Annotated in this window: 21 protein-coding genes and 1 riboswitch; of the genes, 20 read left to right on the top strand and 1 reads right to left on the bottom strand. The window is 49.8% G+C overall.

Annotation, left to right across the window (positions count from 1 at the left end; genetic code table 11):
* Positions 1 to 200: 200 nt before the first annotated feature.
* From ACM6JA_RS30590 to ACM6JA_RS30685, 20 genes are all read left to right on the top strand, one after another.
* Entirely contained in the window at positions 201 to 1934 is a 1734-nt protein-coding gene (locus ACM6JA_RS30590) for a sigma-54-dependent Fis family transcriptional regulator (protein WP_414855528.1), read from the top strand.
* 43 nt (positions 1935 to 1977) lie between these two features.
* The gene (locus ACM6JA_RS30595) at positions 1978 to 2118 is read left to right on the top strand and encodes a hypothetical protein (RefSeq protein WP_414855435.1); all 141 of its coding nucleotides are present in this window, start codon (positions 1978 to 1980) and stop codon (positions 2116 to 2118) included.
* 34 nt (positions 2119 to 2152) lie between these two features.
* Positions 2153 to 3229 carry a tartrate dehydrogenase gene (locus tag ACM6JA_RS30600; protein ID WP_414855436.1) on the top strand — a complete coding sequence of 359 codons (1077 nt, stop codon included), beginning with the start codon at positions 2153 to 2155 and terminating at the stop codon, positions 3227 to 3229.
* Positions 3230 to 3249: 20 nt separating this feature from the next.
* Complete coding sequence (locus ACM6JA_RS30605; protein ID WP_414855437.1) at positions 3250 to 4674, top strand: aldehyde dehydrogenase family protein; 1425 nt, start codon at positions 3250 to 3252, stop codon at positions 4672 to 4674.
* On the top strand, positions 4671 to 5441 hold the full coding sequence (locus ACM6JA_RS30610) for an SDR family oxidoreductase (RefSeq protein WP_414855438.1): 771 nt from the start codon (positions 4671 to 4673) through the stop codon (positions 5439 to 5441). Before ACM6JA_RS30605 ends, ACM6JA_RS30610 begins: the two co-directional genes overlap by 4 nt.
* A gap of 59 nt (positions 5442 to 5500) precedes the next feature.
* A complete protein-coding gene (locus ACM6JA_RS30615) occupies positions 5501 to 6556 on the top strand; it encodes a TRAP transporter substrate-binding protein (RefSeq protein ID WP_414855439.1) in 1056 nt (351 codons plus the stop codon).
* Between the two features lie 64 nt (positions 6557 to 6620).
* Positions 6621 to 7088 carry a TRAP transporter small permease gene (locus ACM6JA_RS30620; protein ID WP_414855440.1) on the top strand — a complete coding sequence of 156 codons (468 nt, stop codon included), beginning with the start codon at positions 6621 to 6623 and terminating at the stop codon, positions 7086 to 7088.
* A 7-nt stretch (positions 7089 to 7095) separates the two neighbouring features.
* Positions 7096 to 8370 carry a TRAP transporter large permease gene (locus ACM6JA_RS30625; RefSeq protein ID WP_414855441.1) on the top strand — a complete coding sequence of 425 codons (1275 nt, stop codon included), beginning with the start codon at positions 7096 to 7098 and terminating at the stop codon, positions 8368 to 8370.
* Positions 8371 to 8386: 16 nt separating this feature from the next.
* A complete protein-coding gene (locus ACM6JA_RS30630; RefSeq protein ID WP_414855442.1) occupies positions 8387 to 9751 on the top strand; it encodes an FAD-binding oxidoreductase in 1365 nt (454 codons plus the stop codon).
* Positions 9752 to 9898: 147 nt separating this feature from the next.
* On the top strand, positions 9899 to 11527 hold the full coding sequence (locus ACM6JA_RS30635; protein ID WP_414855443.1) for a formate--tetrahydrofolate ligase: 1629 nt from the start codon (positions 9899 to 9901) through the stop codon (positions 11525 to 11527).
* 138 nt (positions 11528 to 11665) lie between these two features.
* Positions 11666 to 11766: riboswitch (cyclic di-GMP riboswitch) on the top strand.
* Positions 11767 to 11838: 72 nt separating this feature from the next.
* A complete protein-coding gene (locus ACM6JA_RS30640; RefSeq protein WP_414855444.1) occupies positions 11839 to 13812 on the top strand; it encodes a methyl-accepting chemotaxis protein in 1974 nt (657 codons plus the stop codon).
* A gap of 117 nt (positions 13813 to 13929) precedes the next feature.
* The gene (locus ACM6JA_RS30645; protein WP_414855445.1) at positions 13930 to 14787 is read left to right on the top strand and encodes a transporter substrate-binding domain-containing protein; all 858 of its coding nucleotides are present in this window, start codon (positions 13930 to 13932) and stop codon (positions 14785 to 14787) included.
* A gap of 254 nt (positions 14788 to 15041) precedes the next feature.
* A complete protein-coding gene (locus ACM6JA_RS30650) occupies positions 15042 to 16604 on the top strand; it encodes a DEAD/DEAH box helicase (protein WP_173619853.1) in 1563 nt (520 codons plus the stop codon).
* A gap of 150 nt (positions 16605 to 16754) precedes the next feature.
* A complete protein-coding gene (locus ACM6JA_RS30655) occupies positions 16755 to 17078 on the top strand; it encodes a PepSY domain-containing protein (protein ID WP_007724997.1) in 324 nt (107 codons plus the stop codon).
* Positions 17079 to 17268: 190 nt separating this feature from the next.
* Positions 17269 to 18699 carry a PTS mannitol transporter subunit IICB gene (locus tag ACM6JA_RS30660; RefSeq protein WP_414855446.1) on the top strand — a complete coding sequence of 477 codons (1431 nt, stop codon included), beginning with the start codon at positions 17269 to 17271 and terminating at the stop codon, positions 18697 to 18699.
* A 63-nt stretch (positions 18700 to 18762) separates the two neighbouring features.
* On the top strand, positions 18763 to 20868 hold the full coding sequence (locus ACM6JA_RS30665; RefSeq protein ID WP_414855447.1) for a BglG family transcription antiterminator: 2106 nt from the start codon (positions 18763 to 18765) through the stop codon (positions 20866 to 20868).
* The gene (locus tag ACM6JA_RS30670; protein WP_007724990.1) at positions 20865 to 21299 is read left to right on the top strand and encodes a PTS sugar transporter subunit IIA; all 435 of its coding nucleotides are present in this window, start codon (positions 20865 to 20867) and stop codon (positions 21297 to 21299) included. The genes ACM6JA_RS30665 and ACM6JA_RS30670 overlap by 4 nt, the downstream gene beginning before the upstream one ends.
* Before the next feature lie 6 nt (positions 21300 to 21305).
* A complete protein-coding gene (locus ACM6JA_RS30675; RefSeq protein ID WP_414855448.1) occupies positions 21306 to 22466 on the top strand; it encodes a mannitol-1-phosphate 5-dehydrogenase in 1161 nt (386 codons plus the stop codon).
* Between the two features lie 17 nt (positions 22467 to 22483).
* Positions 22484 to 24205, top strand: coding sequence for a phosphoenolpyruvate--protein phosphotransferase (gene ptsP, locus ACM6JA_RS30680; RefSeq protein WP_414855449.1), 1722 nt, complete (start codon positions 22484 to 22486; stop codon positions 24203 to 24205).
* An 18-nt stretch (positions 24206 to 24223) separates the two neighbouring features.
* Complete coding sequence (locus ACM6JA_RS30685; protein WP_414855450.1) at positions 24224 to 24481, top strand: HPr family phosphocarrier protein; 258 nt, start codon at positions 24224 to 24226, stop codon at positions 24479 to 24481.
* Between the two features lie 66 nt (positions 24482 to 24547).
* Here the strand turns inward: ACM6JA_RS30685 and ACM6JA_RS30690 are convergent, their stop codons facing one another.
* Positions 24548 to 26224 (bottom strand): sulfatase-like hydrolase/transferase, encoded by a 1677-nt coding sequence (locus ACM6JA_RS30690; protein ID WP_414855451.1) that lies wholly within the window; start codon positions 26222 to 26224, stop codon positions 24548 to 24550.
* Between the last annotated feature and the right edge of the window lie 28 nt (positions 26225 to 26252).

Here is a 26252-nt window from a genome sequence, read left to right on the forward strand (position 1 = left end):
CTAAAAGCAAGTCTCGTACCAACGTGAAAAAGCTCGAAATGACAGCGTTTTCTTGAGCGGATGAGGGTAGAAATTGTTCCATAATGGACCATGTCGTGTTCCGTATTGGGACAAATGTGCTCGTGGTTCGACTGGTTTTTCTATAGCAAAGACTCTCATGTTATACTGGGAAGGAATGATTTTTGGGGGAGGGAATCGTGTTGTCGACGATTGTTCAGCAATCTTGGAAGCGCTGTCAGGAATCGAACCTCAAGGTTACGGAGAAGGCCAATGATCAAATCATTTCTGCCCGACGAATCAAAGAAATCATTCAGGATAATCACCCTCTGATTCGCGAAAGTCTCCCGCTTTTTAACAAGCTTGCTCCCTTTTTGTTATCGACAGAGCACATCGCACTCTTGTCTGACCGGGAAGGAAATATTATTCAAACGATCGGGGACCCAGTCTTCGCCAACCAGGCACAAAAAGTACAGCTGCAAATCGGAGCGAACTGGACAGAAGACTACAAAGGAACTAATGCGATTGGGACAGCACTGATCGCACAACAGCCGATTCAGGTACAGGGAGAGCAACACTACTTCTTGGAAAATCGCTTTCTTACATGCTCAGCGGCACCTATATTTTCACCTGCGGGTGAGCTGTTGGGCATCATTGACATTAGTACGCGTAAAGAATATTCCCATCCGTTTGCCCTAACAATTGCTTGCATGATCGCAGAGGCTCTCCAAAACCGCTTTTTGTTAGGAGATGCGGAGCGCGTGATTGCCATACCAACTCTATCACGCCGAGGAGATGGTCGAGAAAAGCTGGCACTCGTCGGTTTGGATCGGGACGAGCGTATCGTGGGTCTAAATGAGGCCGCGCAGCAGCAGCTCGGAAAGGAAGCCTTGGGAACTAGAGTAAGTGCGGAGCAAGAGCGTGCTGGCCGTAATGTGAAAGATCATCGGCCGCGTTTTTGGTCTGCGGCACCCAAAGAACAGCTGAAGCCGTTTCCGCGTCTAGCTGGTTCATGCCCGCTCTTCATGCAGGCAAAGATGCTCGGACAAAAGGCAGCGCAGGTAGATTTTCCTGTGATCATTTTGGGGGAAAGCGGTACGGGAAAAGAGCTGTTCGCTCAAATGGTCCATGAGACAGGTCCGCGCGCGCATGAGCCTTTTATCGCAGTGAACTGCAGTTCGATTCCAGAAAATTTGATCGAGAGTGAATTATTTGGATATGAAAGTGGGTCATTCACAGGGGCACATCGGGAAGGAAGAATCGGAAAGTTTGAAGCGGCGAAAAAGGGCACGATCTTTTTGGATGAGATCGGGGATATGTCTTTACGTGCGCAAGCGGCACTTCTGCGCGTTTTGCAGGAAAAGGTCGTCACCCCAGTGGGGAGCAATCAATCCCGCCCTATTTATGCACGGATCATTGCCGCTACGCATCGAAACCTGTCAGAGGAGATCAAGGCGGGACGTTTTCGGGCTGACCTGTACTACCGGCTCAAAGGGGTCTCCATTCATTTGCCGTCATTGAAAAAGCGCAGTGATATCATCCAGGTGGCGGAGCATCTATTGCAGCAAATCGACACAGAACAACCGTACATACTAACCACCGAGGCAAAGGATAAGCTGTGTGCTTATTCGTGGCCGGGCAATATCCGGGAACTGCAAGGAGTGCTGATTCAAGCGGTGTTTTTGGCAGAGGAGGACACCATTGATTGCGATCACATCCAGCTGGAGGGATTGATAGAAGCCGATTCGCCTGAGACTTTGGATCATGCCATTCCTTCGTTGCGTGAAACAGAGAGAAAAGCGATCAAAAAGGCACTCGAAAAAAGTGGCGGTAATGTCAGCAAGGCGGCCAAAATGCTGCAAATCGGTCGAAATACCCTATACCGCAAAATAGAAGAATACCAGATTGGAGCTCCGATCCATCAAGAAGAGTCATAATGGACGAAACGGGATAGCTTGGCGTGAACAAATGTTGCAATGCGTGTTGCAACATTTTGTTGCGTTGTTTTGCAATGTGACCAGACGAGTGAGGCATGGAGAGGAACGGATAGAAGACTTTTATCCGGTCAGGGTGCCGATACGCAGCTTGGCATTAATCATGCAAGTGAATAGTGTTGCGTAAAGTCGAAAAATTTAGATTTTTAGGAGGGAGACTGTTGCTTCACTATTCCATTGCAGTAATTCCAGGAGACGGAATCGGTCCCGAGGTCATGGAAGAAGGCCTAAAGGTGTTGGGAGCCATAGAAGAGAGTCACGGCGGCATTCGGTTTGCTCGTGATGTCATGGATTGGAATTGTAGCTACTATCTCCAGCACGGCAAAATGATGCCGGAGAATGGACTCCATATTTTAAAAGACTATGATTTGATTCTGCTTGGTGCAATTGGTGCGCCCGAGGTTCCAGACCATGTCTCTGTATGGGAGTTGATCTTGCCGATTCGGCGGGCATTCCAGCAGTATGTGAACCTTCGCCCGGTCAAGCTGCTCAAAGGTCTGGAAAGCCCTCTTCGCTATAAGGGGCATGCCGATCTCGATTTCGTCGTGGTGCGGGAGAATACAGAGGGTGAGTACTCCAATATGGGCGGGCGCATGCACCAGGGGACACCGTACGAAATGGCGGTGCAAAACAACGTATTTACCCGGTACGGCACAGAGCGCATCCTTAAATACGCTTACGCACTGGCGGAAAAACGTTCGAAAAAGAGCGTAACCGCGGCAACGAAGTCCAACGGCATCAACCATTCCATGCCGTTTTGGGATGAGATCGTCAAGGAAGTCAGTCAGGAATACCCAGGTATCCAGACCAATCTGTATCATATCGACGCACTTGCTGCGTATTTCATCACGCGACCAGAAACGTTTGACGTCGTTGTCGCGAGCAACTTGTTTGGAGACATTTTGACCGATCTCGGGGCGGCGATCGTCGGAGGTTTGGGTTTGGCTCCTTCCGCGAACATCAATCCGGAATGTACGTATCCATCGATGTTTGAGCCCATTCACGGCTCTGCGCCAGATATCGCGGGGAAAGGAATCGCCAATCCAATCGCACAAGTATGGAGCCTCGCCATGATGATGGATCATCTCGATCTGCCAGAGCTCAGTGCTGTCATCATGAACGCTATCGAAAACGTGTTGCAAGATGGCAAGGTGCTCACTCCTGATCTTGGGGGGACGGCGACAACAAAAGAATTGGGAGACGAAATCGTTCGCCACATCTATCAAACAACGAGATAAATATAAGGGAGGAAGAGGACATGGAAGCGAGATCGTATGATTTGTACATCGGCGGAGAATGGGTGAAAACCGAGAGCTACATTCCCGTCCTTCACAAGTACACGGGCGAGTGCATCGCGCATATTGCCAAGACCTGTCAGCAGCATGTAACAGAAGCGGTAGAAGCTGCGTGGGAGACGTTTAAGGCGGACAAATTAACTCCTTTTCAACGATACAAAATCTTGCTGAAAGCCTCTGAGCTAATGGAGGAACGCCGGGACGAGATGGAGCGATCCTTGATTCGCGAAGTGGGCAAAACGCGCAAGGACGCGATGAACGAGCTGGATCGGACGATCAATACACTGCGCTTGTCGGCAGAGGAAGCCAAGAAAATTCACGGGGAAATGATTCCACTCCAAGCGACAGAAGGCTCGGAAAACCGTCTGGGCTTTACCATTCGGGTGCCAAAGGGAGTAATCGGTGCTATTACGCCGTTTAACTATCCCTTGCTGCTCAGCACGCACAAGATCGCGCCAGCGCTAGCCGCAGGAAATACGCTGGTGGTTAAGCCAGCTACAGTCACGCCTATCGCAACCTTTCTGTTGGTGGAGATTCTGGAGGAAGCGGGCTTGCCAAAAGGCTATGTAAATATCGTGACGGGGGCAGGCAGTCAGGTAGGGGAATGGCTGCTGGATGAAGAGCGCATCGCCATGTACACCTTTACCGGGTCAGGAGAAGTCGGTCGCCGCATCAAGGAGCGAAGTGGCATGCGTCCCGTTGCGCTGGAGCTGGGCAACAATTCTCCCAATATCGTGCACCTCGATGCAGATTTGGAGCTGGCAGCCCGTCAAACGGCCGCCCGCAGCTTTCACAATGCTGGTCAGGCATGCATTGCTGTCCAGCGCATTTACGTGCATGAATCGGTTATGCAGGCGTTCAGTGACTTGTATATCTCGCATGTCCATCAGTTGAAGGTAGGGAACCCGGAAGATCCGGACACGGATGTCGGCCCGATGATCAGTGAAAAAGAGGCGAGCCGTACAGAGGAATGGGTACAGGAAGCGATTAGCCAAGGAGCCAGATCGCTTATGCCTGTCAAACGGGAAGGGGCACTCTTCTATCCCGCTGTGTTGGTGGATACAAGACCAGAGATGAAGGTGGTTTGCCGGGAAGTGTTCGCGCCCGTCGTCACGATCATTCCGTACAGTGATCTTGAAGATGCTTTTACACAAGCCAATGATTCGGAGTACGGCTTGCAGGCGGGGATTTTTACCCGTGATTTGAACGTCGCAATGAAAGCGGCACGCGTACTGGAATACGGTGGCGTGGTGATCAACGACGTATCGACCTATCGGAATGACGTCATGCCATACGGCGGAATCAAAAACAGCGGACTGGGTAAGGAAGGTCCGCGTTACGCAGTCGAAGAGATGACGGAAGAGCGGATGGTGGTGATCAACCTATGAGCGGGCAACTTTTGCAAGGAAAAACGGCGATTGTAACAGGGGCCGCGTCAGGAATGGGCAAGGCCATTGCGAAACTTTTTGCGGACGAGGGAGCCAACGTCATCCTGGCTGATTTGAACAAGGAGGCGGCAGTAGTGGTCGCTCAAGAGCTGCCACAAGGAAAAGGTCATGCGGTGCAAACGGATGTGGCAGACGATACTAGCGTTGCTGCACTCGTGAAGGAAACGCTCGAAGTGTACGGCTCGATCGATGTCCTGGTCAACTGCGCGGGTGTTCCCCAAGCGTTTACCCCCATAGAGGAGCTGACCTTGGAGCAGTGGGATCGCATCATGTCTGTGAACACGAAGTCGATCTTTTTGACGACAAGGCATGCGGTTCCCCACATGAAGGAGAAGGGGAAAGGCATCATCATCAATATCGCTTCGATTGCCGGGATCAGAGCCCGTCCGGGGCTGAATGCGTACTGCGCGTCCAAAGGGGCCGCTATCATGTTGAGCAAGGCACTGGCGATTGAGCTCGCTCCTTTTCAAATCCGGGTCAATGTCATCAATCCAGGGCCGGCAGAGACACCGATGTTGGGTAAGTTTATCAATGGTGATGAAGCGGAAGTAGAGGCCTTGAAAAAAGATATTTTCATCAGCAGTGTTCCATTGGGAATGTTGATTCAACCGGAGGATATCGCGCAGGCGGCTCTCTATTTGGCTTCTGATCTATCCAAAATTGTCACGGGCGAGGTCATGAATGTAGACGGTGGAAGAGGCATCTAGTAAAATGAACTAAATTTTCATATTATTTTAAAAAAAGAATCAACAGGGGGTACTATCGCATGTTTCGGAAGAAGGGGAGCTTCGTGCTAGCGAGCATCATGTCATTGTCTTTATTTCTGGCGGCGTGCGGAGGAGGAGGCGGTCAACAGACTGCTCCGCCTGCGGGACAAGCTGGGGGGACTGAAGCGCCGAAAAGTGACGGTCAAAGCTATGTATTCAAAGCAGGGCATTCACTGACGGAAGATCATCCATACCATTTGGCATTGAAAAAAATGGCCGAGGATGTCGACAAGCGCTCGAATGGAAAAGTGAAAATCGAAGTGTATCCGCTGAGCCAGCTAGGAGCGGAGCGTGAATTGACAGAGGCGCTGACCTTTGGAACGGCGGATATGTCGATTACCTCGACTGCGCCCGTAATGAACTTCCATCCAAAGCTGGGCGTGCTGGATCTCCCGTTCTTGTTTGATAGCCGTGAGCAGGCGTACAAGGTACTCGACGGACAAGTCGGGCAGGACATCCTCAAGGATTTGGAAAACGCCAATCTGGTCGGGCTGGCTTGGGCTGAAAACGGCTTCCGCCATATTACGAACGGTTCGAAGGTGATCAAGAAGCCGGAAGATGTGGCAGGGTTGAAGATACGCACGCAGGAAAACCCGATTCATCTGGCTGCATTCGAAGCATTGGGAGCGAAGCCGACCCCAATGGCTTGGACAGAGGCGCTGACGGCGCTGCAACAAGGAGTCGTCGATGCCCAGGAAAATCCGGCGATTGTCGCACAGACCTACAAGCTATATGAATCCAAGCAAACACAAATGGCCTTGACCGGGCATGTCTACTCAGCGGCGATGATCTTATTCAGCAAGCCTGTATGGGATAAGCTCCCGGTAGATGTCCAGCAACTTCTTGCCGAGGAAGCCAAAAAAGCGGGTCAGTACGAGCGCGAGTTGATGATCAAGATGGAAGAAGAGGCCATTTCCAATATTAAAGCAAAAGGTGTAGTCATTACCGAGGACGTGGATAAACAAGCTTTCCGCGATGCGATGAAGCCTGTCTATGACAAGTTTTCCGGGCAGTTTGGCAAAGAGCTGGTGGATCAAATTGTAAATACAAAATAAACGGCAGAAGGGAGACGAGCGACTCTGGCTTTTCTCCCCTTTTTCCTGCGAAAGGAGATTGTGTGTGGGCAACCTTGTTTCCAAAATAAACAGCATCCTTCGTTTTTTCATCATTGCCCTTCTGGCTATTATGGTGATCGCTGTCTTCCTGCAGGTGCTTTTCCGTTTTTTGCTCGACCAGCCCTTGGCATGGACGGAGGAATTGGCTCGGTATTTGCTAATCTGGATCACGTTTCTGGGATCAGCGTACGCGATGTCGATCAAAGCACACATCGGTACGGAATACATTCAAAAGTACTTGTCGCCTCGCATGAACAAGGTGGTGCTGGTTATTGCCGCTTTGTGTAGTCTGCTTTTCTTTCTCGTCATGGTTCAGCAAGGCTACGTGCTATCTGCGAGAAGCATGACACAAACCTCACCCACTCTGCTCCTTCCCATGGGCTATGTATACATGGTGATTCCGATCAGCGGTGCCTTACTCATCATGAACGTGATCCATGTGACATGGAAAGACATTACCGGGAAGGAGTGACCAGATTGTGGGTACGATTTTGTTTGTAACACTGTTGGTGCTCCTGATCCTGAACGTACCGATTGGGGTGGCACTGGGGTTATCTGTCGTTGTCGTGTTTATGCTGGAGGGAAACATCCCTCTTCTGGTTGTCATTCAGAAAATGTTCAACGGGACAGATTCCTTCCCACTGATGGCGATCCCGTTCTTCCTCTTGGCAGGAAAGCTGATGGAAACAGGCGGAATCTCGGCTAGGCTGATTCGTTTTGCGAATACGATTGTCGGGAACCTGCCGGGAGGATTGGCTATCGTGGCGGTCATGGGTTGTACTTTTTTTGCAGCGATATCGGGTTCTTCTGCTGCGACAACGGCAGCCGTAGGGGGAATTTTGATCCCGCACATGGTCAAAAAAGGGTATAATGTCCGGTTTTCTGCGGCCTTGCATGCAACAGGCGGAACGATCGGTGTCATGATTCCTCCAAGCGTGCCAATGGTTTTGTACGGGGTAGCAGCGAGTGCCTCGATTAGCGACTTGTTTATTGCGGGGATCGGGCCGGGGATTCTCGTAGCGATCTCGCTGATCCTGTACTCGTATTGGATCAGTAAGAAAAACGGCTGGGGTGGTGGAGAGAAGCATACCCCAAAAGAGATATGGGAGGCATTCAAGGACTCCATTTTGGCGATCCTCATGCCGATCATTATCCTTGGCGGTATATACGGAGCCATCTTTACTCCGACAGAAGCAGCAGTGGTAGCCGTGATTTACGGTCTGGTTGTCGGTCTTTTCGTCTACCGGGAGATCAAGTGGAAGGACTTGGGGGAAATATTCGCGGGCTCTGCCAGCATGACCGCTGTCATCATGCTTATTATTGCGACCGCCAATGCATTTGGTTATCTGATGACGAGGGAAAACATCCCGCAGGAAATTGCGCAATTCATGCTGGGGATTACCGACAGCACGATCATCACGTTGCTCATTATTAACATCTTACTGCTCATTTTGGGGACGTTCATGGAAACGGCGGTTACGATCATTCTCCTGACGCCGATCCTGCTTCCGATCACGAATTCTTTGGGCATTGATCCGGTGCTATTCGGGGTGATCATGGTCGTCAACTCCGCTATCGGTATGCTGACTCCACCGGTTGGGATCAATTTGTTGGTAGCAGGAAATATTGCGAAGCTCCAGAATACGGAGATTGAGCGAGCGGTGATCCCGTTTTTGGTCATCATGATCGTCGACTTGATGCTCATCACCTACATTCCTGAAATCAGCTTATTCCTTGTCAACTTGAGCAAGTAACGGAGGGGGAACCAACGTGGATTACAAGCAAGCGTTAGTGGGATTGCTGGGGGAAGAACGAGTATCGACCAACCCCACTGTACTGGAGCACCACAGTCATGATGAGTCGTATCATACCCCGCATCTTCCGGATGTGGTCGTATTTCCGCAGACGGCAGAGGAAGTCAGTCAAATCATGAAGCTGGCCAACGAAAAGCGCATTGCGGTAACGCCGTTTGGCATGGGGACCAGTCTGGAAGGCCACGCGATTCCTTATGCGGGCGGAATTAGCATGGATTTTTCCTTGATGAACCAAGTGCTGGAGGTGCGACCGAAGGATTTCCTCGTGAGAGTCCAGCCCGGTGTGACGCGCACTCAGCTCAATAAAGAATTGAAAAAGCACGGTTTGTTTTTCTCCGTCGATCCTGGCGCGGACGCCACTCTGGGTGGGATGGCTGCTACAAACGCTAGCGGAACAACCTCTGTCCGCTATGGCGTGATGCGTGATCAGGTGCGCGATCTGGAAGTGGTGACGGCGGACGGACGTATAATCCGTACAGGGAGCATGACAGCCAAATCCTCCTCAGGCTACCATCTTACTGGGCTGTTTGTCGGGTCGGAGGGAACGCTTGGTGTATTCACAGAGCTGACCTTGCGTGTTTACGGTATCCCTGAGGCGACAACGGCGGCGCGTGCCAGCTTCCCTTCCGTGCAGGATGCCGTCGATACCGTCGTGGATATTCTCGGAGCGGGTATTCAAGTAGCGCGAATCGAGCTGGTTGATGAACGTTCTATCCAACAAGTGAATCTGTACAAAGAAACGAGCTACCCGGAAGCACCGACGCTGTTTATCGAGTTCCACGGCAGTGAACAAGGGCTCGCGTATGATATCGACTTTGCGCAGAACATCGCCGATGGACATGGCTGCACGCAGTTTCTTTTTGAAACAGATTCGAAGGCGCGGACGCAGCTCTGGGATGCTCGTCATAACCTGGCGTATGCCTTCCTACACAAATCACCTGGGAAAAAGCTGATGGTGACAGATGTTTGCTTGCCGATTTCCGAGCTGGCAGGAGCAGTTGTGGACGCACGGCAAGCCATTGATCGCGCTGGGCTGGATGGAGCGATTGCAGGGCATGTCGGGGATGGGAACTATCACGCTATCCTGATGATCGACCTGAATGACCCCGAAGAAGTGGCGCGTGCTGAGGAAGTAAATGCCCATCTGGTGGAATACGCATTGAGTCGGGGAGGAACCTGCACCGGAGAACATGGTGTGGGTGTCGGGAAAATCAAATACCAGCGCAAGGAACACGGAGAAGCACTGGATGTCATGCAAGCTATGAGACAAGTGATGGACCCGAACGGCATTTTGAATCCGGGAAAAATTTTCGGGAAATAACAGAGAGCCTACATTCTGAACGTTTGTCGGAATGTGGGCTTTTTCTTTTGCGTAATGTGTCGAAGAGGAGAGGAGAAAAAGGAAAAATGCAGAATGTAGAAGATTGGAAACTGGTGCATTACATTCTGGTGTGGCAGGGAGGCAAGCATGAAGTCTATTGTTGAAATTGCCAAGATTGCAGGTATCGAAGAACAGCATTTGGAGCTATACGGAAAGTATAAGGCCAAACTATCAGATGAGCTATGGGAGCAAGTGAAGGATCGCCCTGATGGCAAACTGATTCTTGTTACAGCGATGAACCCAAACCCGGCGGGAGCAGGCAAGACGCTCACGACGATTGGTCTGTCACAAGCATTAAATTTTCTCGGGAAGAAAACAATGGCAGCGCTTCGCGAGCCGTCCTTGGGTCCTTGCATGGGGATCAAAGGAGGAGCAACTGGAAGTGGCCAAGCACAAATTCTCCCGGCTGATGAAATTAACCTGCATTTTACAGGGGACATTCATGCGATTACAGCTGCACATAACTTGTTGGCAGCGATGATCGACAATCATATTTTCCATGGGAATGCGCGTGGGCTCAATCCAAAGAAAATCGTCTGGAAACGGGCAATGGACATGAACGACCGCGCACTGCGTAACATCGTTGTTGGTCTGGGTGACGGAAATGGAATGACGCGTGAGGATGGCTTCATGATTACGACCGCGTCGGAAATCATGGCGATTTTATGTTTGAGTGAGAATCTAGCAGACTTGCGCGAGCGGTTGAACCATATCATTATTGGCTACGATTTCGATGATCAGCCAGTACGGGCAGAAGAAATCAACGCGGTCGATGCGATGTGCGTTCTCTTGAAGGAAGCGATCAAGCCCAATCTCGTACAGACAATCGAGGGAACTCCGGTCATTATTCACGGTGGACCTTTTGCCAATATCGCGCATGGGTGCAGCAGCGTGATCGGAACCAAGATGGCCTTGAAGCTGGCGGATTACGTCGTAACAGAGGCGGGCTTTGGTGCGGATCTGGGAGCGGAGAAGTTCTTTGACATCAAGTGTAGAAAAGCAGGTCTGACTCCATCGGCTGCTGTCGTGGTCATTACGGTTCGTTCGTTGAAATACAACGGCGGGGTAAAAGTACCTGACCTCGCAGTGGAGAACTTGTCTGCTCTGGAAAAAGGCTTCGAAAACGTCAAGCGCCATCTGGAAAACCTGCAGAAGTTCGGTGTGCCAGCAGTGGTGGCTATCAATCATTTTGCGACGGATACCCAGGCAGAGGTCGATGCCGTAATTGCGCTGTGCCAAGCGGCCGGAGCCGAAGCGGCGCTGTCCAAAGTGTGGGCAGAAGGAGGAGCAGGCGGTGTCGAGTTGGCTGAAAAAGTGACTCGTGCAGCAGGGCAGCCTTCGTCCTTCCGATTCTTGTATGAGGAAGACCTCAGCATTAAAGACAAGATTGAGACAGTCGTGAAAGAAGTATACCGTGGATCAGGGGTTGTCTTTTCGCCGCTTGCATTGAAAACGATGCAAAAGGTAGAAGAAATGGGCATGTCCCATCTGCCTGTGTGCATGGCGAAAACACCGTACTCCTTTACTGATCGCGCTGATCTGTTGGGGGCACCTGTTGACTTCACGATCCAAGTGAGTGAAGTGCGCATATCAGCAGGAGCTGGTTTTATCGTCGCACTGACCGGTAGCTTGGTTACGATGCCAGGCCTCCCGAAAAAGCCAGCTGCGGAATCGTTATATGTAGACGAGGATGGGCAAGTGATCGGATTAAGCTAATCAAAAAAGTTTGACAAAAAGCTGACAACTGTAAAAGGTTGTCAGCTTTTTTTCCATTTTGAGGTTTATTGGCGGAAAGTTATGGGAAATGAAAGGTGAGATTGAAAAAATGTGGACTTTAATTGAAAAAACAACAAAGAATGACAAAGGCAAACCTGCTGAAAGGCAGGGACGCAAAGCCACGGGTCTAAGGTCGGAAGTCAAATGACTTTCGCAGCTAGGACAGCCGGGTTGCCATACCGTAGTCATGACGGACTGTCGGTGGGCAGTCTTTTTTTTGTTGAAAAAAGAGAAGGGAGAAGTGATTCGGTATGAAAAATAGTTTGAAGAATAAGCTAATTATCGTTTTGTGCCTGCTGTTGGTTATTAGTTTGGGTACGGTTTGCGGTGCAAGCTATTGGAGTGCTTCCAATCTTTTAGCAGACAGTCTGGACAAAGAAGCTGAGTTGTCAGCTAGCAATCTCTCGATTCGTATCGATGGTTTCTTTCAAGAAAAAATTGAGATTGTAAGTACGATCGGAGGGTTGATGTCGGCTGATCAAAATGTCGAATACGACCTGAAACTCATTCAAGAAGCCCAAAAGAAAAACCCCGAGTTTGAGACGTTCTTCTTTTCGCATGACTTAAGCGGTAAGAAAGTGATCAATTTCATGGGAGAAGTGACCGACATCTCGGATCGTCCGCATATTAAGGAAGCTAGTAAAGGGGAAGGGAAGGTTGTTGTCTCCGAGCCAGTCATTTCGAAGCGGACAGGGAATAACATCGTGACCCTTGTCGTTCCATTGATGAAGGACAATCGTCAATACGGTTATATCGGTTCTACTATTCCTATCAATGAAATCCAAAAAAAGGTGTCCGAAGAGAAATTTGGCCAATTTGGTTACGCCTTTTTAGTAAGCAAAACAGGAACATTTATTTATCATCCGAATAGCGAGTACATTCTGAAGGAATCGATTCTCGACATGGGTATTCTTGAGCTTCAGACTGCTTTTGAAGATATCAGGCAAGGGAATCATGGAATCGCCCAATATAAATACGAGAATACAGAGCGATTTGCTTCCTATTCTCCTACCAGTTTGAACTGGGGCGTATACATCACTGCACCCGTAGCGGAGCTGCATGCACCTGTCGATCAACTGTCAGCCCGATTGATGGTTATTTCCCTCATCGTATTGGTGATTGGGGTTGTCCTCGTTTATTTCTTGGCTGTACGCATGGTGAAACCAATTGAGCGTCTGAATCACGCAGTAAATGTAGTGGCGCAGGGGAACCTGAAAGAGACCGTAACGGTTGATGGAAAAGATGAGATTGCAGTTCTGTCACGTGACTTTAACCAGACGGTATCGCACTTGAAAAATTTGATCGAAGACGTAACTCTGTCGTCTGATCAAGTACAGCGGTTTAGTCAGGAAGTATCCGAAGGCATTAAACAAGCGACGGAAAACATCAACCAAATCGGCTTGTCTATTGCACAGATTTCTGAGGGAGCAGAGGCGCAGGCCACCAGCTCGCAGGATGTTGCATTGTCTATGAATGACATGGCAGCAGGCATCGTGAAAATCGCGGAGACGTCTGCACATGTTTCAGAGGCTGCCCAGATAGCAACAGAGCAGGCAGAACAAGGAACTGCTGTGGTAGAGCAGGCAGTTCGCCAGATGGGAAGCATTGGCGAGGGAACATCGAAGGCGACAGTAGCCATCGAGCAGCTCAACAATCGTTCCAAAGAAATCGAAGGCATTCTCGATACGATCAGTCAGTTGACCTCGCAAATCAATTTGCTTGCCTTGAACGCTTCGATTGAGGCAGCACGTGCCGGCGAGCATGGACGTGGGTTTGCTGTCGTTGCCGGAGAGGTGAAAAAACTGGCGAACCAATCCGAAGAATCCGCATCCAAAATTGCGATGCTGATCGGGGAAATCCAGCAGGATACGCATCATGCGGTAGAGGTCATGACCGCGGGCAACCAAAACGCACAGCAAGGTATTCAACTGGTCGAAGAGGTTCGCGAAATCTTCGGGCATATTTTGGAATCTTCTCGTAACGTTGCCGCGCACATTTTGGAAGTATCCGCAGCATCTGAACAAATGTCAGCAGGCTCCCAACAGGTGAGTGCTTCTGTAGATGAAATGCATAGCATTGCAAAACATGCTTCACTCGACGCGCAAACAGTGGCAAAGGCAACCGAAGAGCAGCTTCAAGCCATCCAGGAAATTGGCCAGTCTGTCGAGCGTTTGAATGCAGTGGCAGAAGAATTACAGCAAGGAATCGGCAGGTTTACTGTGTAGGAGGCAGCTCAACAGGTTGTAAGTCCTCTTTTTTTGAAAGGGGGGATGCCATTAAGGGATGATGGAGTTTGTTTCTGATTACTAAATTCATTACCGTTTAACAGGAGGAGAAACCAGATGAAAAAATTTACAAAAACAATCTTGGCGAGCACACTCGCTGCAACAATGCTCATGACATCAGGAACAGGTGCTTTTGCCGCAACAGCGGTTAAGCCTGTCACAACCGTAGCTGCTGAAACTGCTAAAAAACCGCAAGCGAAGAAGTTTGAATCCCGTTTGGATGAAATCATCGCGAGAGGCTACATCCTCGTAGGTACTCCGGGGGACTACAAACCGTTTACATATTTGAATCCAAAAACAAACCAATTCGAAGGTTACGATATCGATGCGATGAAAGAATTCGCAAAAAGCCTGGGAGTAGAGGCGCGTTTTGTCCAAACCTCTTGGCCGACACTGATGGACGATCTCTTGGCAAATAAATTCGATATTGCTGTTGGAGGCGTTACGCGCAACACAGACCGCCAGAAAAAAGCACACATGAGCGATCCTTATATTATGTTCGGTAAAGCTCCGCTCATTCGTGCAGAAGACAAAGACAAGTACAAGAGTGTAGCAGACATCAACAAGCCAGAGGTGCGCATTGGTGTGAATCCAGGTGGCACCAACGAAAAATTCGTTCGTGAACATCTGACAAAAGCAACTGTAACAGTTGAACAAAACAACCTCGACATTCCTGGTCTGGTAGCAAGCGGTAAGTACGATGTGATGATCACAGATACGCTGGAAGCGATTGTGTATTCCAAAGCAGATTCCCGCCTGTATCCAGCTCTGACCGACAATCCGTTCACGAAGAGTGAAAAAGCGTACATGATCCATCGCGGAGACACCATCTTCGCTAACTACCTGGATCTGTGGATGGACGAGATGAAACTGCAAGGAATGTTTGATGAGCTTTACAAGAAATGGGTAAAATAATCCAATGACAGACAAGCAGCCTGATCCTGGGCTGCTTTGTTATCTTTACAGGATGTAATCAGCAAAAAAATCAGGCAATTTGGGTATATATGCAGTTTGCTTTTTCAGTCATTGCATGGTACGATTACAGCTATGTTCTTTAGGGTGCTACGTACAATCGGGGATAAAAGGGCATGTTCCGGATCGTAAGGAATAGTGCCCTTTTTTTTGAGAATTTTATAGATGAAGGTATTGATAAAGGAGACTGACATTCATTGGCGACTTTTAATGATTTTGGCTTACATCACTCCATTGTTAGAGCGTTGAGCAACATGGGCTTCGAAGAGGCTACAGCGATTCAGGATCAAACGGTTCCTGTAGCACTGCAAGGTCGTGACCTGATCGGTCAGGCACAAACAGGTACTGGTAAAACTGCTGCATTTGGTATTCCACTGATTGAACGCTTGGATGAAACAAGCGGAAATATTCAAGGGGTTGTTTTGACTCCAACACGTGAGCTGGCTGTTCAGGTTGCAGAAGAGATTAATAAAATTGCCCAATTTAAAAACATCTCTGCTCTGCCAATCTATGGTGGTCAAGACATCACGCGTCAAATCAAAGCGTTGAAAAAACGTCCACAAATCATCGTAGCAACACCTGGTCGTTTCATGGACCACATGAGAAGAAAAACCATTCGTCTGGATGCCATTGAGGTTGTTATTTTGGATGAAGCGGATGAAATGCTGAACATGGGTTTCATCGACGACATCAAGGAAATCTTGAAAGAGGTTCCAGACAATCGTCAAACGCTGTTGTTCTCTGCTACGATGCCGAGAGCGATCCAGGAAATTGCGCAACAGTTCATGAACGAACCAACCATAATTCAAGTGAAAGCAAAAGAAGTAACCGTGCCAAACATTGCACAGGAATACATGGAAGTAGCTGAAAAGCAGAAGTTCGATGTACTGTGCCGTTTGCTGGATATTCACTCCCCTGAGCTGGCTATCATTTTCGGTAGAACCAAGCGCAGAGTTGATGAGCTGTCCGAAGCCCTGACCAAGCGCGGTTATGGTGCAGAAGGTATCCACGGTGACTTGAACCAAGCGAAACGCGACAGCGTGCTCCGCAAGTTCAAGGAAGGTACGATCGAAGTGCTGGTAGCGACTGACGTGGCTGCACGTGGCTTGGACATCAGCGGTGTAACGCATGTATTTAACTTTGATATTCCACAAGACTCCGAGAGCTACGTTCACCGTATCGGTAGAACGGGACGTGCTGGTAAAACAGGTCTGGCAATCACGTTTGTGACTTCCCGTGAAATCGACCATCTGCGTCTGATTGAGCGTACAACGAACCGTCGCATGGAGCGCCGTGCGGTTCCTTCGATGGCTGAGGCTTTGGAAGGTCAACAAAAGATGACGGTAGACAAAATTCTCGAAGCATCTGGAAGAGACGATCTGTCTCCTTATAAAACGCTGGCAGAGCAATTGCTGGAGGATGTCGATTCCGTAACACTCGTATCCGCAGCACTCAAGCTGTTGACCAAAGAACCAGATATGACTCCTGTTCGCCTGACAGAAGAGGCTCCTCTTCGTGTAGGTAAGAAAAAGCTACCTCCAAAAGGAAAAGGTGGCTTCGGTTCCGGTTCCGGTTTTGGTGGAAAGCGTCCATCTCGCCCACGCAATGGCGACTCTCGTCCACGCAGTGGTGACTCTCGTCCGCGCAGTGGTGACTCTCGTCCACGCAGTGGTGACTCTCGTCCACGCAGCGGTGACTCTCGTCCACGCAGCGGTGACTCCCGTCCACGCAGTGGCGAATCTCGTTCACCACGCAGCTAAGAATCGAGCGGTATTGTAAGCAAAGACTGGTGTGCACTTGTGCGCATCGGTCTTTTTTTCATGTTGACCTGCCTGCGAATATTTAGGGTGATCTGTGACAAACTAGGAGTGTTTTGGCACGGATTTTTCGCGCAGGGAGAGAGTGCACGCATGAGGAAAACAGCCATTGGAAAGTGGGCTGGTATTTGGCTCGCCGTATTGGGTGGGGGGATGTCGGTTCATGCAACTGGACATTCCCTTGATCAAGCGAAGGAGATTTCTGCGATTATCGAGCCAACAGACATTACCAAAGAGGACGCCATACGAATCGCCTTGCAGCAGGTAAAAGGGCGGGTTGTCCATGTTGAATTGGAAAAAGACGAAGGTGTTCTCGCGTATGAAATTATTATTCTCACCGAGCAAAATCAGGTGTTTGAGATCGATGTCGATGTGAAGACCGGAAAAGTGATCAAGGTTGAATCGGAAAATTTGTAAGGAGAAGGCTTCTGCAACTGGGCAGAGGTCTTTTTCCTATGGGCAATTAAGTTTTGGCAACAACGAGTCAGACAAATTCGCGCTTTGATTTTGTTGTTACCTCCTATGAAAACGCTTTATATTTGAGGTGTACACATTATCATTTTAATCATGTCAACATCTCATAAATAGGGGTAAAGGAGGGTGCAGTATGGAGAGCGTGGAAACAAAAAACTCTTCGGGTGGAATACGGGTCTCGGTACAAAAGTTTGGACGGTTCTTGAGTGCGATGGTGATGCCAAATATCGGTGCTTTCATCGCTTGGGGATTGATTACCGCTTTATTCATCCCAACAGGTTGGCTGCCTAACGAAAATTTGGCCAAACTGGTTGGACCGATGATTACGTATTTACTGCCATTGCTGATCGGTTATACCGGCGGGAAGATGGTCCATGATGTTCGAGGTGGGGTCGTAGGTGCCGTCGCTACGATGGGAGTTGTCGTAGGTGCAGACATCCCGATGTTCCTGGGAGCCATGATCATGGGTCCTTTGGGCGGCTGGGTCATGAAAAAAGTGGACCAGTTGTTCGAAGGAAAAATTCGTTCCGGCTTTGAAATGCTAGTGAATAACTTTTCCGCGGGTATTGTTGGCGGGTTACTGACGCTTTTGGCTTTCCAAGCAATTGGGCCTGTCGTTGTAGGCTTGAGCAAGGCGCTTGCAGCGGGTGTAGAAGTCATTGTAGGTGCAGGATTGCTGCCGCTTGCCAGCATTTTCATCGAGCCAGCGAAGATTCTGTTCCTGAATAATGCGATTAACCACGGTATTTTGAGCCCGATCGGTCTGGATGAAGCGGCGAAGATGGGGCAATCGATTTTCTTCCTGCTTGAATCCAATCCGGGGCCAGGTCTGGGAATATTGTTGGCATACTGGCTTGCTGGCAGAGGCAGTGCCAAGCAATCGGCGCCGGGTGCTGTCATCATTCACTTCTTCGGGGGTATCCACGAAATTTACTTCCCGTATGTGCTGATGAATCCTCGTCTGATTCTGGCGGCTATTGGTGGCGGGATGGCTGGTGTGTTTACCTTCACGCTGCTTGGTGCAGGCTTGGTGGCGCCACCGTCTCCAGGTAGTATCTTCGCCTTGATTGCAATGGCACCGCGTGGTGGATTGCTACCGGTACTAGCTGGTGTGTTGGCAGCGACTGTCGTGTCCTTCCTCATCGCGTCTGCTCTCTTGAAAATGAGCGCGAAGACAGACGAAGATGAACTGGAAAAAGCGACCGGAAAAATGCAAGAGATGAAAGGCAAAAAAGCGCAGGAACAAGAAGTGGTAGAAGCTCCAGTGAAGCATGAGGTAGCTGCTGCTGACCTGAAGAAAGTCGTCTTCTCTTGCGATGCGGGAATGGGCTCCAGTGCGATGGGAGCGGCGTCCTTGCGCAAAAAGTTCAAGGATGCGGGCCTGACTGAGATTACGGTCATCAATACGGCGATCAACGATATTCCAGGTGACGCTGATATCGTCATTACGCACAAGTCTCTAACAGAAAGAGCGCAGGTTAAAGCGCCTTCTGCCGAGCATATCTCCATTGAAAATTTCTTGAATAGTCCCGAGTATGACAAGTTGGTCAAACGCCTGGGGTAAAGGGAATCAACGCTAGTGAGAGCTAGCGTCTTCCCTCTTTGGCGTTGAGGAGGGAACGAAGACATGCATGTATCCTCTCGACAGCGATCTATTATCGAGATTTTATTGAAGGAACAAAAAGGAGTTACCGTGGGTTCGATCGCCGAACAGATTGGTGTAAGCGGCCGTACCGTTCACCGAGAATTGGATGCGCTGGCTTCCTTGTTTGACGAATTTGAACTGGAGTTAGTTAGAAAAACAGGTTCAGGGCTTGAAGTGGTGGGGGCTGACGAGCAAAAGCGTGCGCTCAGAATGTCTGTCCTGCATCACATGACGAAGGAGTACACCGTGCAGGAACGTAAGGCCATCATCCTGTGCGCGCTCCTGGAAGCATCGGAGCCAGTCAAGCTGATTTCGCTGGCGATCGATTTGAAAGTGACGACAGCGACCATCAGCCATGATCTGGATGATTTGGAGACCATGCTTGCTCGTTACGATCTGTCACTCTTGCGAAAAAGAGGGTACGGCGTAGAGCTGCAAGGTACAGAGTCATCCAAGCGACGGGCTATCAGCAGACTGATTGCCGAGCATCTGGACGATCACGAGCTGATTGGGATTATCAAAGAAAATATTCAAAACAAGGCACTGCGAGACATCGATTCGATATCAGAACGGCTGCTTGGCTTGATTGACCGGGAAAAGCTGATCAAGGTCGAGAATGCATTGAGCCATCTGGACGAGGAGCTTCCCTATCCTTTGGCAGACAGCGCCTATCTCGGATTGGTCACGCATTTGGCATTGGCCATGGAACGGATTGAAAAAGGGGAAGGCATTCATTTTGACGAGAATACCCTCAGTGAATTGATTGGAACTCCCGAATACGAAATTGCCAGCAACATCATGGATCGGCTGAAGCAGATTTTCCAAATGGAGATTCCAGCAGATGAGATCGGCTATATTACGATGCATTTGCGGGGGGCCAAGCTGCGGCATTCCCCGGATGACCAGGTATGGCCGGAAAATACAGAGCTCATGGTCATTACGAAACGCTTCATTCAAGCCTGCGAAGAACGCTTGGACATACCGCTTGGCAATGACGCCTCGCTGTTCCATGGTCTGTTGACGCATTTGGAGCCAGCATTGTACCGATTACAGCGGAAGATGGAGATTCGCAATCCGATTCTCGAGCAGATCAAGCAAAACTATCCTGAGCTATTTACCGTAACAAGTGAAGCAGTCCATACGATTTTGCCAGAGCTACAGGTTCCAGATGAAGAGATCGGGTACCTGGTGATGCATCTTGGTGCGGCATTGGAGAGAACGCGCCATGAGCAGCAGTGGTACCGGGCATTGGTGGTGTGCTCCAGCGGAATCGGCTCCTCCAAGATTTTGGCAACGCGCATCAAAAAAGAAATACCGGAAATCGTCAGCTTGAAAAATCTGTCCATGTTCGATTTGGAAGAGGTTCCAGCAACGGAATATGACTTGGTCATTTCCACCCTTCCATTGTCGCTCGATCCAGCGGAATATGTCGTTGTCAGCCCGCTGCTTCCGCCAGACGACATCCAAAAAATTAAATATCAGTTGCACACGACGAGTCAGAAACGATCTCATCAGGAGAAAAGTCAGCTGGTTCCGGCAGGACAGCAATCCATCGAACAACTAAGGGCCATGCAATACTACGCTGCGTATGCCAATGAGCTTTACGATGGGCTATGGGGAATGAGATGGGATAACCGTGAACAGGACATCGCCCAGCTTTTGAGCCAAATCGGCAAGGGGCTGAAAGAGCGTGGAACGATCGAGGAGGTCGAACCGGTAGTCAAGCAGTTGATCGAGCGGGAAAAGCTCGGCGGTTTGGGGATTCCGGGAACATCCTTGGCTCTTTTTCACGGAAGAAATGAAGCAGTGAACAAGGCGTCCTTTACGTTTCACCAATTGCGAGAGCCCGTCCTTCTTCGCTCGATGGATGAAGAAGTGATATCCATTGACATGCTTCTGCTACTTTTAGGGCCGAAAGAAGTGCCGAAGGAAGGGCTGGAAGTACTCAGTGAGATCAGCTCCCTTTTGATTGAAGAAGAAATGCAAGCGGTTTTGAAAACAGGAGAAACACAGCAAATCGCTGATTATATAGCAGGCAACATGTATGCGTTTTGCCTCAAAAAGATAGGATTGGAGAGAACGAAATGAAAAACATACTGACAGCAGAAAAAATCATGTTGAATGCAAAGGTAGCCAATAAAGAAGAAGCGATCAGACTGGCAGGACAATTGCTTGTGCGTGCAGGCCACGTAACGGAGGCGTATCTAGAGAAAATGCAAGAGCGCGAGCAGTTGGCGACCACATACATCGGAAGCGGCGTAGCCATCCCGCATGGAACGAACGAATCCAAGGCAGAGATTCAATCCACTGGGATCTCCATCATTCAGGTTCCGGAGGGCGTAGATTTTGGAGAAGGAAATACAGCTTACTTGCTGGTAGGCATTGCTGCTGTTGGAGACGAGCATCTGGAGGTGCTCTCGAACATCGCAATTCTTTGCTCCGAGGAGGAAAACGTCAAGCGGATTGTAAACGCGGCTTCGGCGGAAGAAATCATCACGATGTTCTCCGAGGAGGTGTAATCCCCTATGCTAGCTGTACATTTTGGAGCAGGGAACATTGGGCGAGGCTTTATCGGGCAACTGTTACAAAAGGCTGGCTATGAAATTGTGTTTGTGGATGTCAATGCGGCTTTGGTCGATGAGCTGAATGAGCGAAAAATGTATCGCGTGCAACTAGCAACAACAGGAAAACCGGAGTCGGTCGTGGAAGGAGTTCGAGCGATAAATGGTCAGGATGTAACGGCGGTAGCTGAAGCGATCGCAACTGCCGATTTGGTTACGACGGCAGTTGGTCCTAACATTCTTCCGCACATTGCAGGGGCCATCGCAGCCGGCATTACCCGGAGACTTTCTGTTTATGCGAAGCCACTGAATGTGATTGCATGCGAAAACATGATTGGCGGCAGCGAGAAACTGAAAGAGCATGTGTATGAGTATCTGACGGAATCGGTTCAAGCAGAGGCAGCACAATGGATCGGATTCCCCAATGCAGCTGTAGACCGGATTGTTCCTTTGCAGCAGCATGATGACAAGCTTCTGGTGATGGTTGAACCGTTTTTCGAATGGGTGGTAGATTCGTCGCAGATGGTTGGAGAAGTCCCGTCCATTGAGGGCGTTACCTATGTGGAGGATCTTGCGCCGTACATCGAAAGAAAGCTGTTTACCGTCAACACAGGTCATGCGGTCATCGCGTACCTGGGGTATCAGTTGGGGATGAAAACGATTGATGAAGCGATGCGAGACAACCGGATTGTTCAGGCGACACGCGGGGCTCTTCAGGAGACAGGTGCACTGCTTGCTGCCAAGTACGGATTTGACCCGCAAGTTCATGGGCAGTATGTAGAAAAAATCCTCGGCAGATACGCCAATCCACTGCTGTCGGACGATATCGTCAGGGTGGCACGTTCGCCGATCCGCAAGCTGTCGCAGCATGATCGTTTGGTCGGACCAGCGCTGCAATGCATGGAAAAAGGAATGAATCCAGAGTATTTAGGTCTGGTCATTGCAGCGGCACTGGCATTCGACTATCCCGAGGATGCGGAGTCCGCACGGATACAAGCAAGCCTGAAAGAGTTTGGATGGGAAAATACATTACACAATTGTACCGGCATTCCGGCAGGTCATCCTCTTGAGGAGATCGTGCGCGCACAGGCACGCAGATTGAAGGAATGGTCAGGTAGCCATTGAGAGAGGCTGGTGTTACGATGTCCCAAAAGATCACAGGTGTAAAAGCTTCAGCAGGTATAGCCATTGGCAAGGCGTTTTTACTGACAACGCCCGATTTACAGATCAATACCGTAGCGATTGAAGATCCGGCGAGTGAAATCCAACGCTTTCATGAGGCGTTGGCTCGAGCAAAAAATGATTTGGAGGACATCGTTCTGCGCGTGGAGCGGGAGATGGGGACGGATCATGCAGACATTTTCAAAGCTCACCTGCTCGTCTTGGAAGACCCGGAACTGGTCGATACCGTCAAAGATAAAATCTCAAACGAAAAGACAAACGCTGAAAGTGCCTTGAATGATGTCGCGCAAGCATTCATCGGACTTTTCGAGCAAATGGACAACGAATACATGCGGGAGAGAGCAGCAGATATTCGTGACGTGACCAAACGCGTACTTTCTTACTTGCTCGGGGTACCGTTTGCAGGACTTGGTGAGCTGACAGAGGAAGTAATCATTGTAGCGGATGATTTGACGCCCTCCGATACGGCCCAATTAGACCGTCGCTATGTCAAAGGTTTCGTCACGGATATTGGTGGACGAACCTCGCATTCTGCGATTATGGCACGTTCTCTGGAGATTCCTGCTGTTGTCGGAACACAAGGGATTACTCGTGCAGTTCAGCCCGCGACGCTCATCATTCTCGATGGGCATGAAGGGATCGCGATTATCGACCCGAGTGAAGAGGAGATCGCTGTCTACAAACGCAAGCAGGCGGATTACGAAGCGCAAAAAGCCGAACTGGCGAAGCTTGTGAACAATAAAACGTTCTCGTTGGACAATCATCATGTCGAGCTTGCCGCCAATATCGGAAGTCCTGAAGATGTCGCTGGGGCAAACGCCAATGGTGCTGAAGGTGTCGGGCTGTTCCGCACTGAATTTCTGTACATGGGACGCAATGATTTTCCGACGGAAGATGAGCAATACATTGCGTACAAGCACGTGCTGGAGCATATGGGCGACCGCCCAGTGGTTATTCGCACATTGGACATTGGCGGGGACAAGCATCTCTCTTACTTGGCTCTGCCAGAAGAAATGAACCCGTTTCTTGGACATCGCGCCATCCGGTTGTGTCTCGACAACCAAGAACTGTTTCGTACGCAGCTGCGTGCTCTATTGCGCGCAAGTGTACACGGTAATTTGAAAATCATGTTTCCGATGATTGCGACACTGGAGGAGTTCCGCCAGGCGAAAGCGATTTTGGAGGAAGAGAAAAAATCATTGGTAGATCGCGGAATTGTAGTATCCGATCAGTTCGAAGTGGGTATCATGATTGAGATCCCTGCTGCGGCACTGATGGCCGATCAATTTGCACGCGAAGTTGACTTTTTCAGCATTGGAACCAATGATTTAATTCAATACACAATGGCAGCCGACCGTATGAACGAGAAGGTCGCGTATCTCTACCAGCCTTACCACCCTGCCGTTTTGCGCTTGCTGCACAACGTCATTAAAGCAGGGCACGCGCAGAACAAATGGGTCGGCATGTGCGGGGAAATGGCGGGCGATCCAATCGCGATCCCGATTCTATTGGGCATGGGTCTGGATGAATTTAGTATGAGTGCAGGGAGCATTTTGCCTGCGCGCCAACTGCTGAGTCGTTTGAGCGTGGAGGACGCAGCGAAACAGATTGATGCGATCTTACAGATGAGCACTTCTGCGCAAGTAGAGGCGTTCGTGAAGGAATGGCTTGAGAGAGTGTAGCGAAGGAGGCGTATCAGAATGGTAGAGAAAAAAATAGTGGTTCAATTGGCACACGGCCTGCATGCACGTCCTGCTGCGAACTTTGTGAAGGTGGCCACGTCATTTTCCAGCGAAATTAAAATCATCAAAAATGAGAAAAATGTAAATGGCAAGAGCATCATGGGTATTATGGCAGCAGCGATTGGAAAAGGGGAAGAAATTACCCTGATCACGGATGGTGTCGATGAACAAGAAGCGATGGCAGCATTGGAAAAAGCATTGACCGCACAGGAATAGTGAAGAGAAAAGGATAGACGAAAAGCCCCTCAAAAATTGAGGGGCTTTTCTGTTGTTCCGGGAAGTTCACGTAGACAGAAGGTGTGCAAAAGGGTGCGAAAAGGGTGTCAGTCGTTTTTGGATTCGTTGTTCTTCTAAAAGCAACTCCATTTTCAGGCGGACGCGCTCCGAGTGTGTGGTTCTGTAGAGGGGGATTACCAAATTCCGTGTTTCCAAAGGATCGGTCGTGAGATTGTACAATTCGTAATCAGTCATCGTGGGGTTGTATACATCCTCAGTAAAATAGCGGGAGTATTTCCATAAAGCGCTGTGCCCGGCGGAATACATGTAGGCGAGGACAGTTTCAATCCGATTCGGAGGGATGACAGAGTCATAGGGTTGATGCTGCACGCTCACTTGATGCTGTCCTTTTGTCACATCGTCGTCCGTCATGAAGTAGATCGGCTCGCTGGAGATAGATTCCGTATCATGGGACAAGATGATGGGAGTAAGATCACGACCGACAAGAGGGCGTACCTCGCTATGTGTATAGGTGAGTTCCTCACCAAGCCTATCTGTGTCTGCTCCAGCCATCCCGAGTAGTGTCGGAAGAATATCCACATGACTGGTTAACAGCTCTGTGGAGGTTGCGTGTGGAAAAAGGAGTGGGTTGTGGATAATGAGGGGAACGTGAATCGCCTCTTCATAGGCACAGTACCATTTTTGATGCAGATTGCCGTGAGCACCCAACAACTCGCCGTGATCGGATGTGAACACGACGAGTGTCTCGGGATAAAACGAGCAGGAGGCGAGTGCTTCAAGAACACGCATCACTTCCCGATCGGCGTTTTTCTGGAGCTGATAGTACAGTCTTCGATAATGGGCTTGGTCTGAAATGGGCTGGAACGCTTGTGGATATACCTCCCGATAACTCGCTTGGCAGCGCGGTTTTGTCGCAAGTGATTCATGCTGAGTAGGGGGCGGGGCAACAGCGGGAACAGACTTATCCACATGGAAGCGAAAAAACGGTGTGCCAGCAGAGATATCTCCATAGATCGCGATATCATGTGGATTGACGAAAGACGCCACGATCAGCCAAGGATGGTAACTTTCAACGGAGTTTTTTTCCAGGTCCAGTGCATGGAGCAGTTCTATGACTTCGCTGCTGTATACCACATCACGACCATTTACTCCAATGGCTGCGGACGAACCGGAGTTATGCGGCGCTATTCCATGCGGTTCAGGCCCTATCCAACTGGAAAAGCCATAGCCGTCCAGCCGATCAGCAAGCAAGTATAAGCGCTCTTTATCTGGATCAGGAACTCCCGTTATAGGGGTATAGCTGGGGATAGGAAAGTGGGTGCCCGGTACCCAGATGTCGGCATCGGATATATGCCACTTGCCTTTATAGAAACACCGATACCCCGCTTGGCGAAAATAATTTCCCATCGTCGGGACGGTATTGCGATCGAGCCAGAACATGTCGCTGTCGGGAGATCGTTTAGCGACGCCGCTGGTCTGGGTGACGCCGTGCAAAGAGGGATACTGACCGGTGAACAAGGTAGCTCTGCTAGGGCAACAGCCTGTGGAGCCGACGTAGTGACGCTTGAACTCCAACCCATGCTCTCGCAAAAAAGCATGGGCGTGGAGTGTATCCTCACTCCATGTACGTATCGCAGGCTCTTCATAAACAGGGGGAAAGCGTTCCTGGTCCACAATGATGAATAAGATGTTCGGTCGTCTCCTCAACCATTTTCTCGACATATAGATCCCCCTCGGCAAAGATGTACAC

The sequence above is a fragment of the Brevibacillus sp. IT-7CA2 genome (assembly GCF_949767855.1).
Lineage (GTDB): Bacteria > Bacillota > Bacilli > Brevibacillales > Brevibacillaceae > Brevibacillus.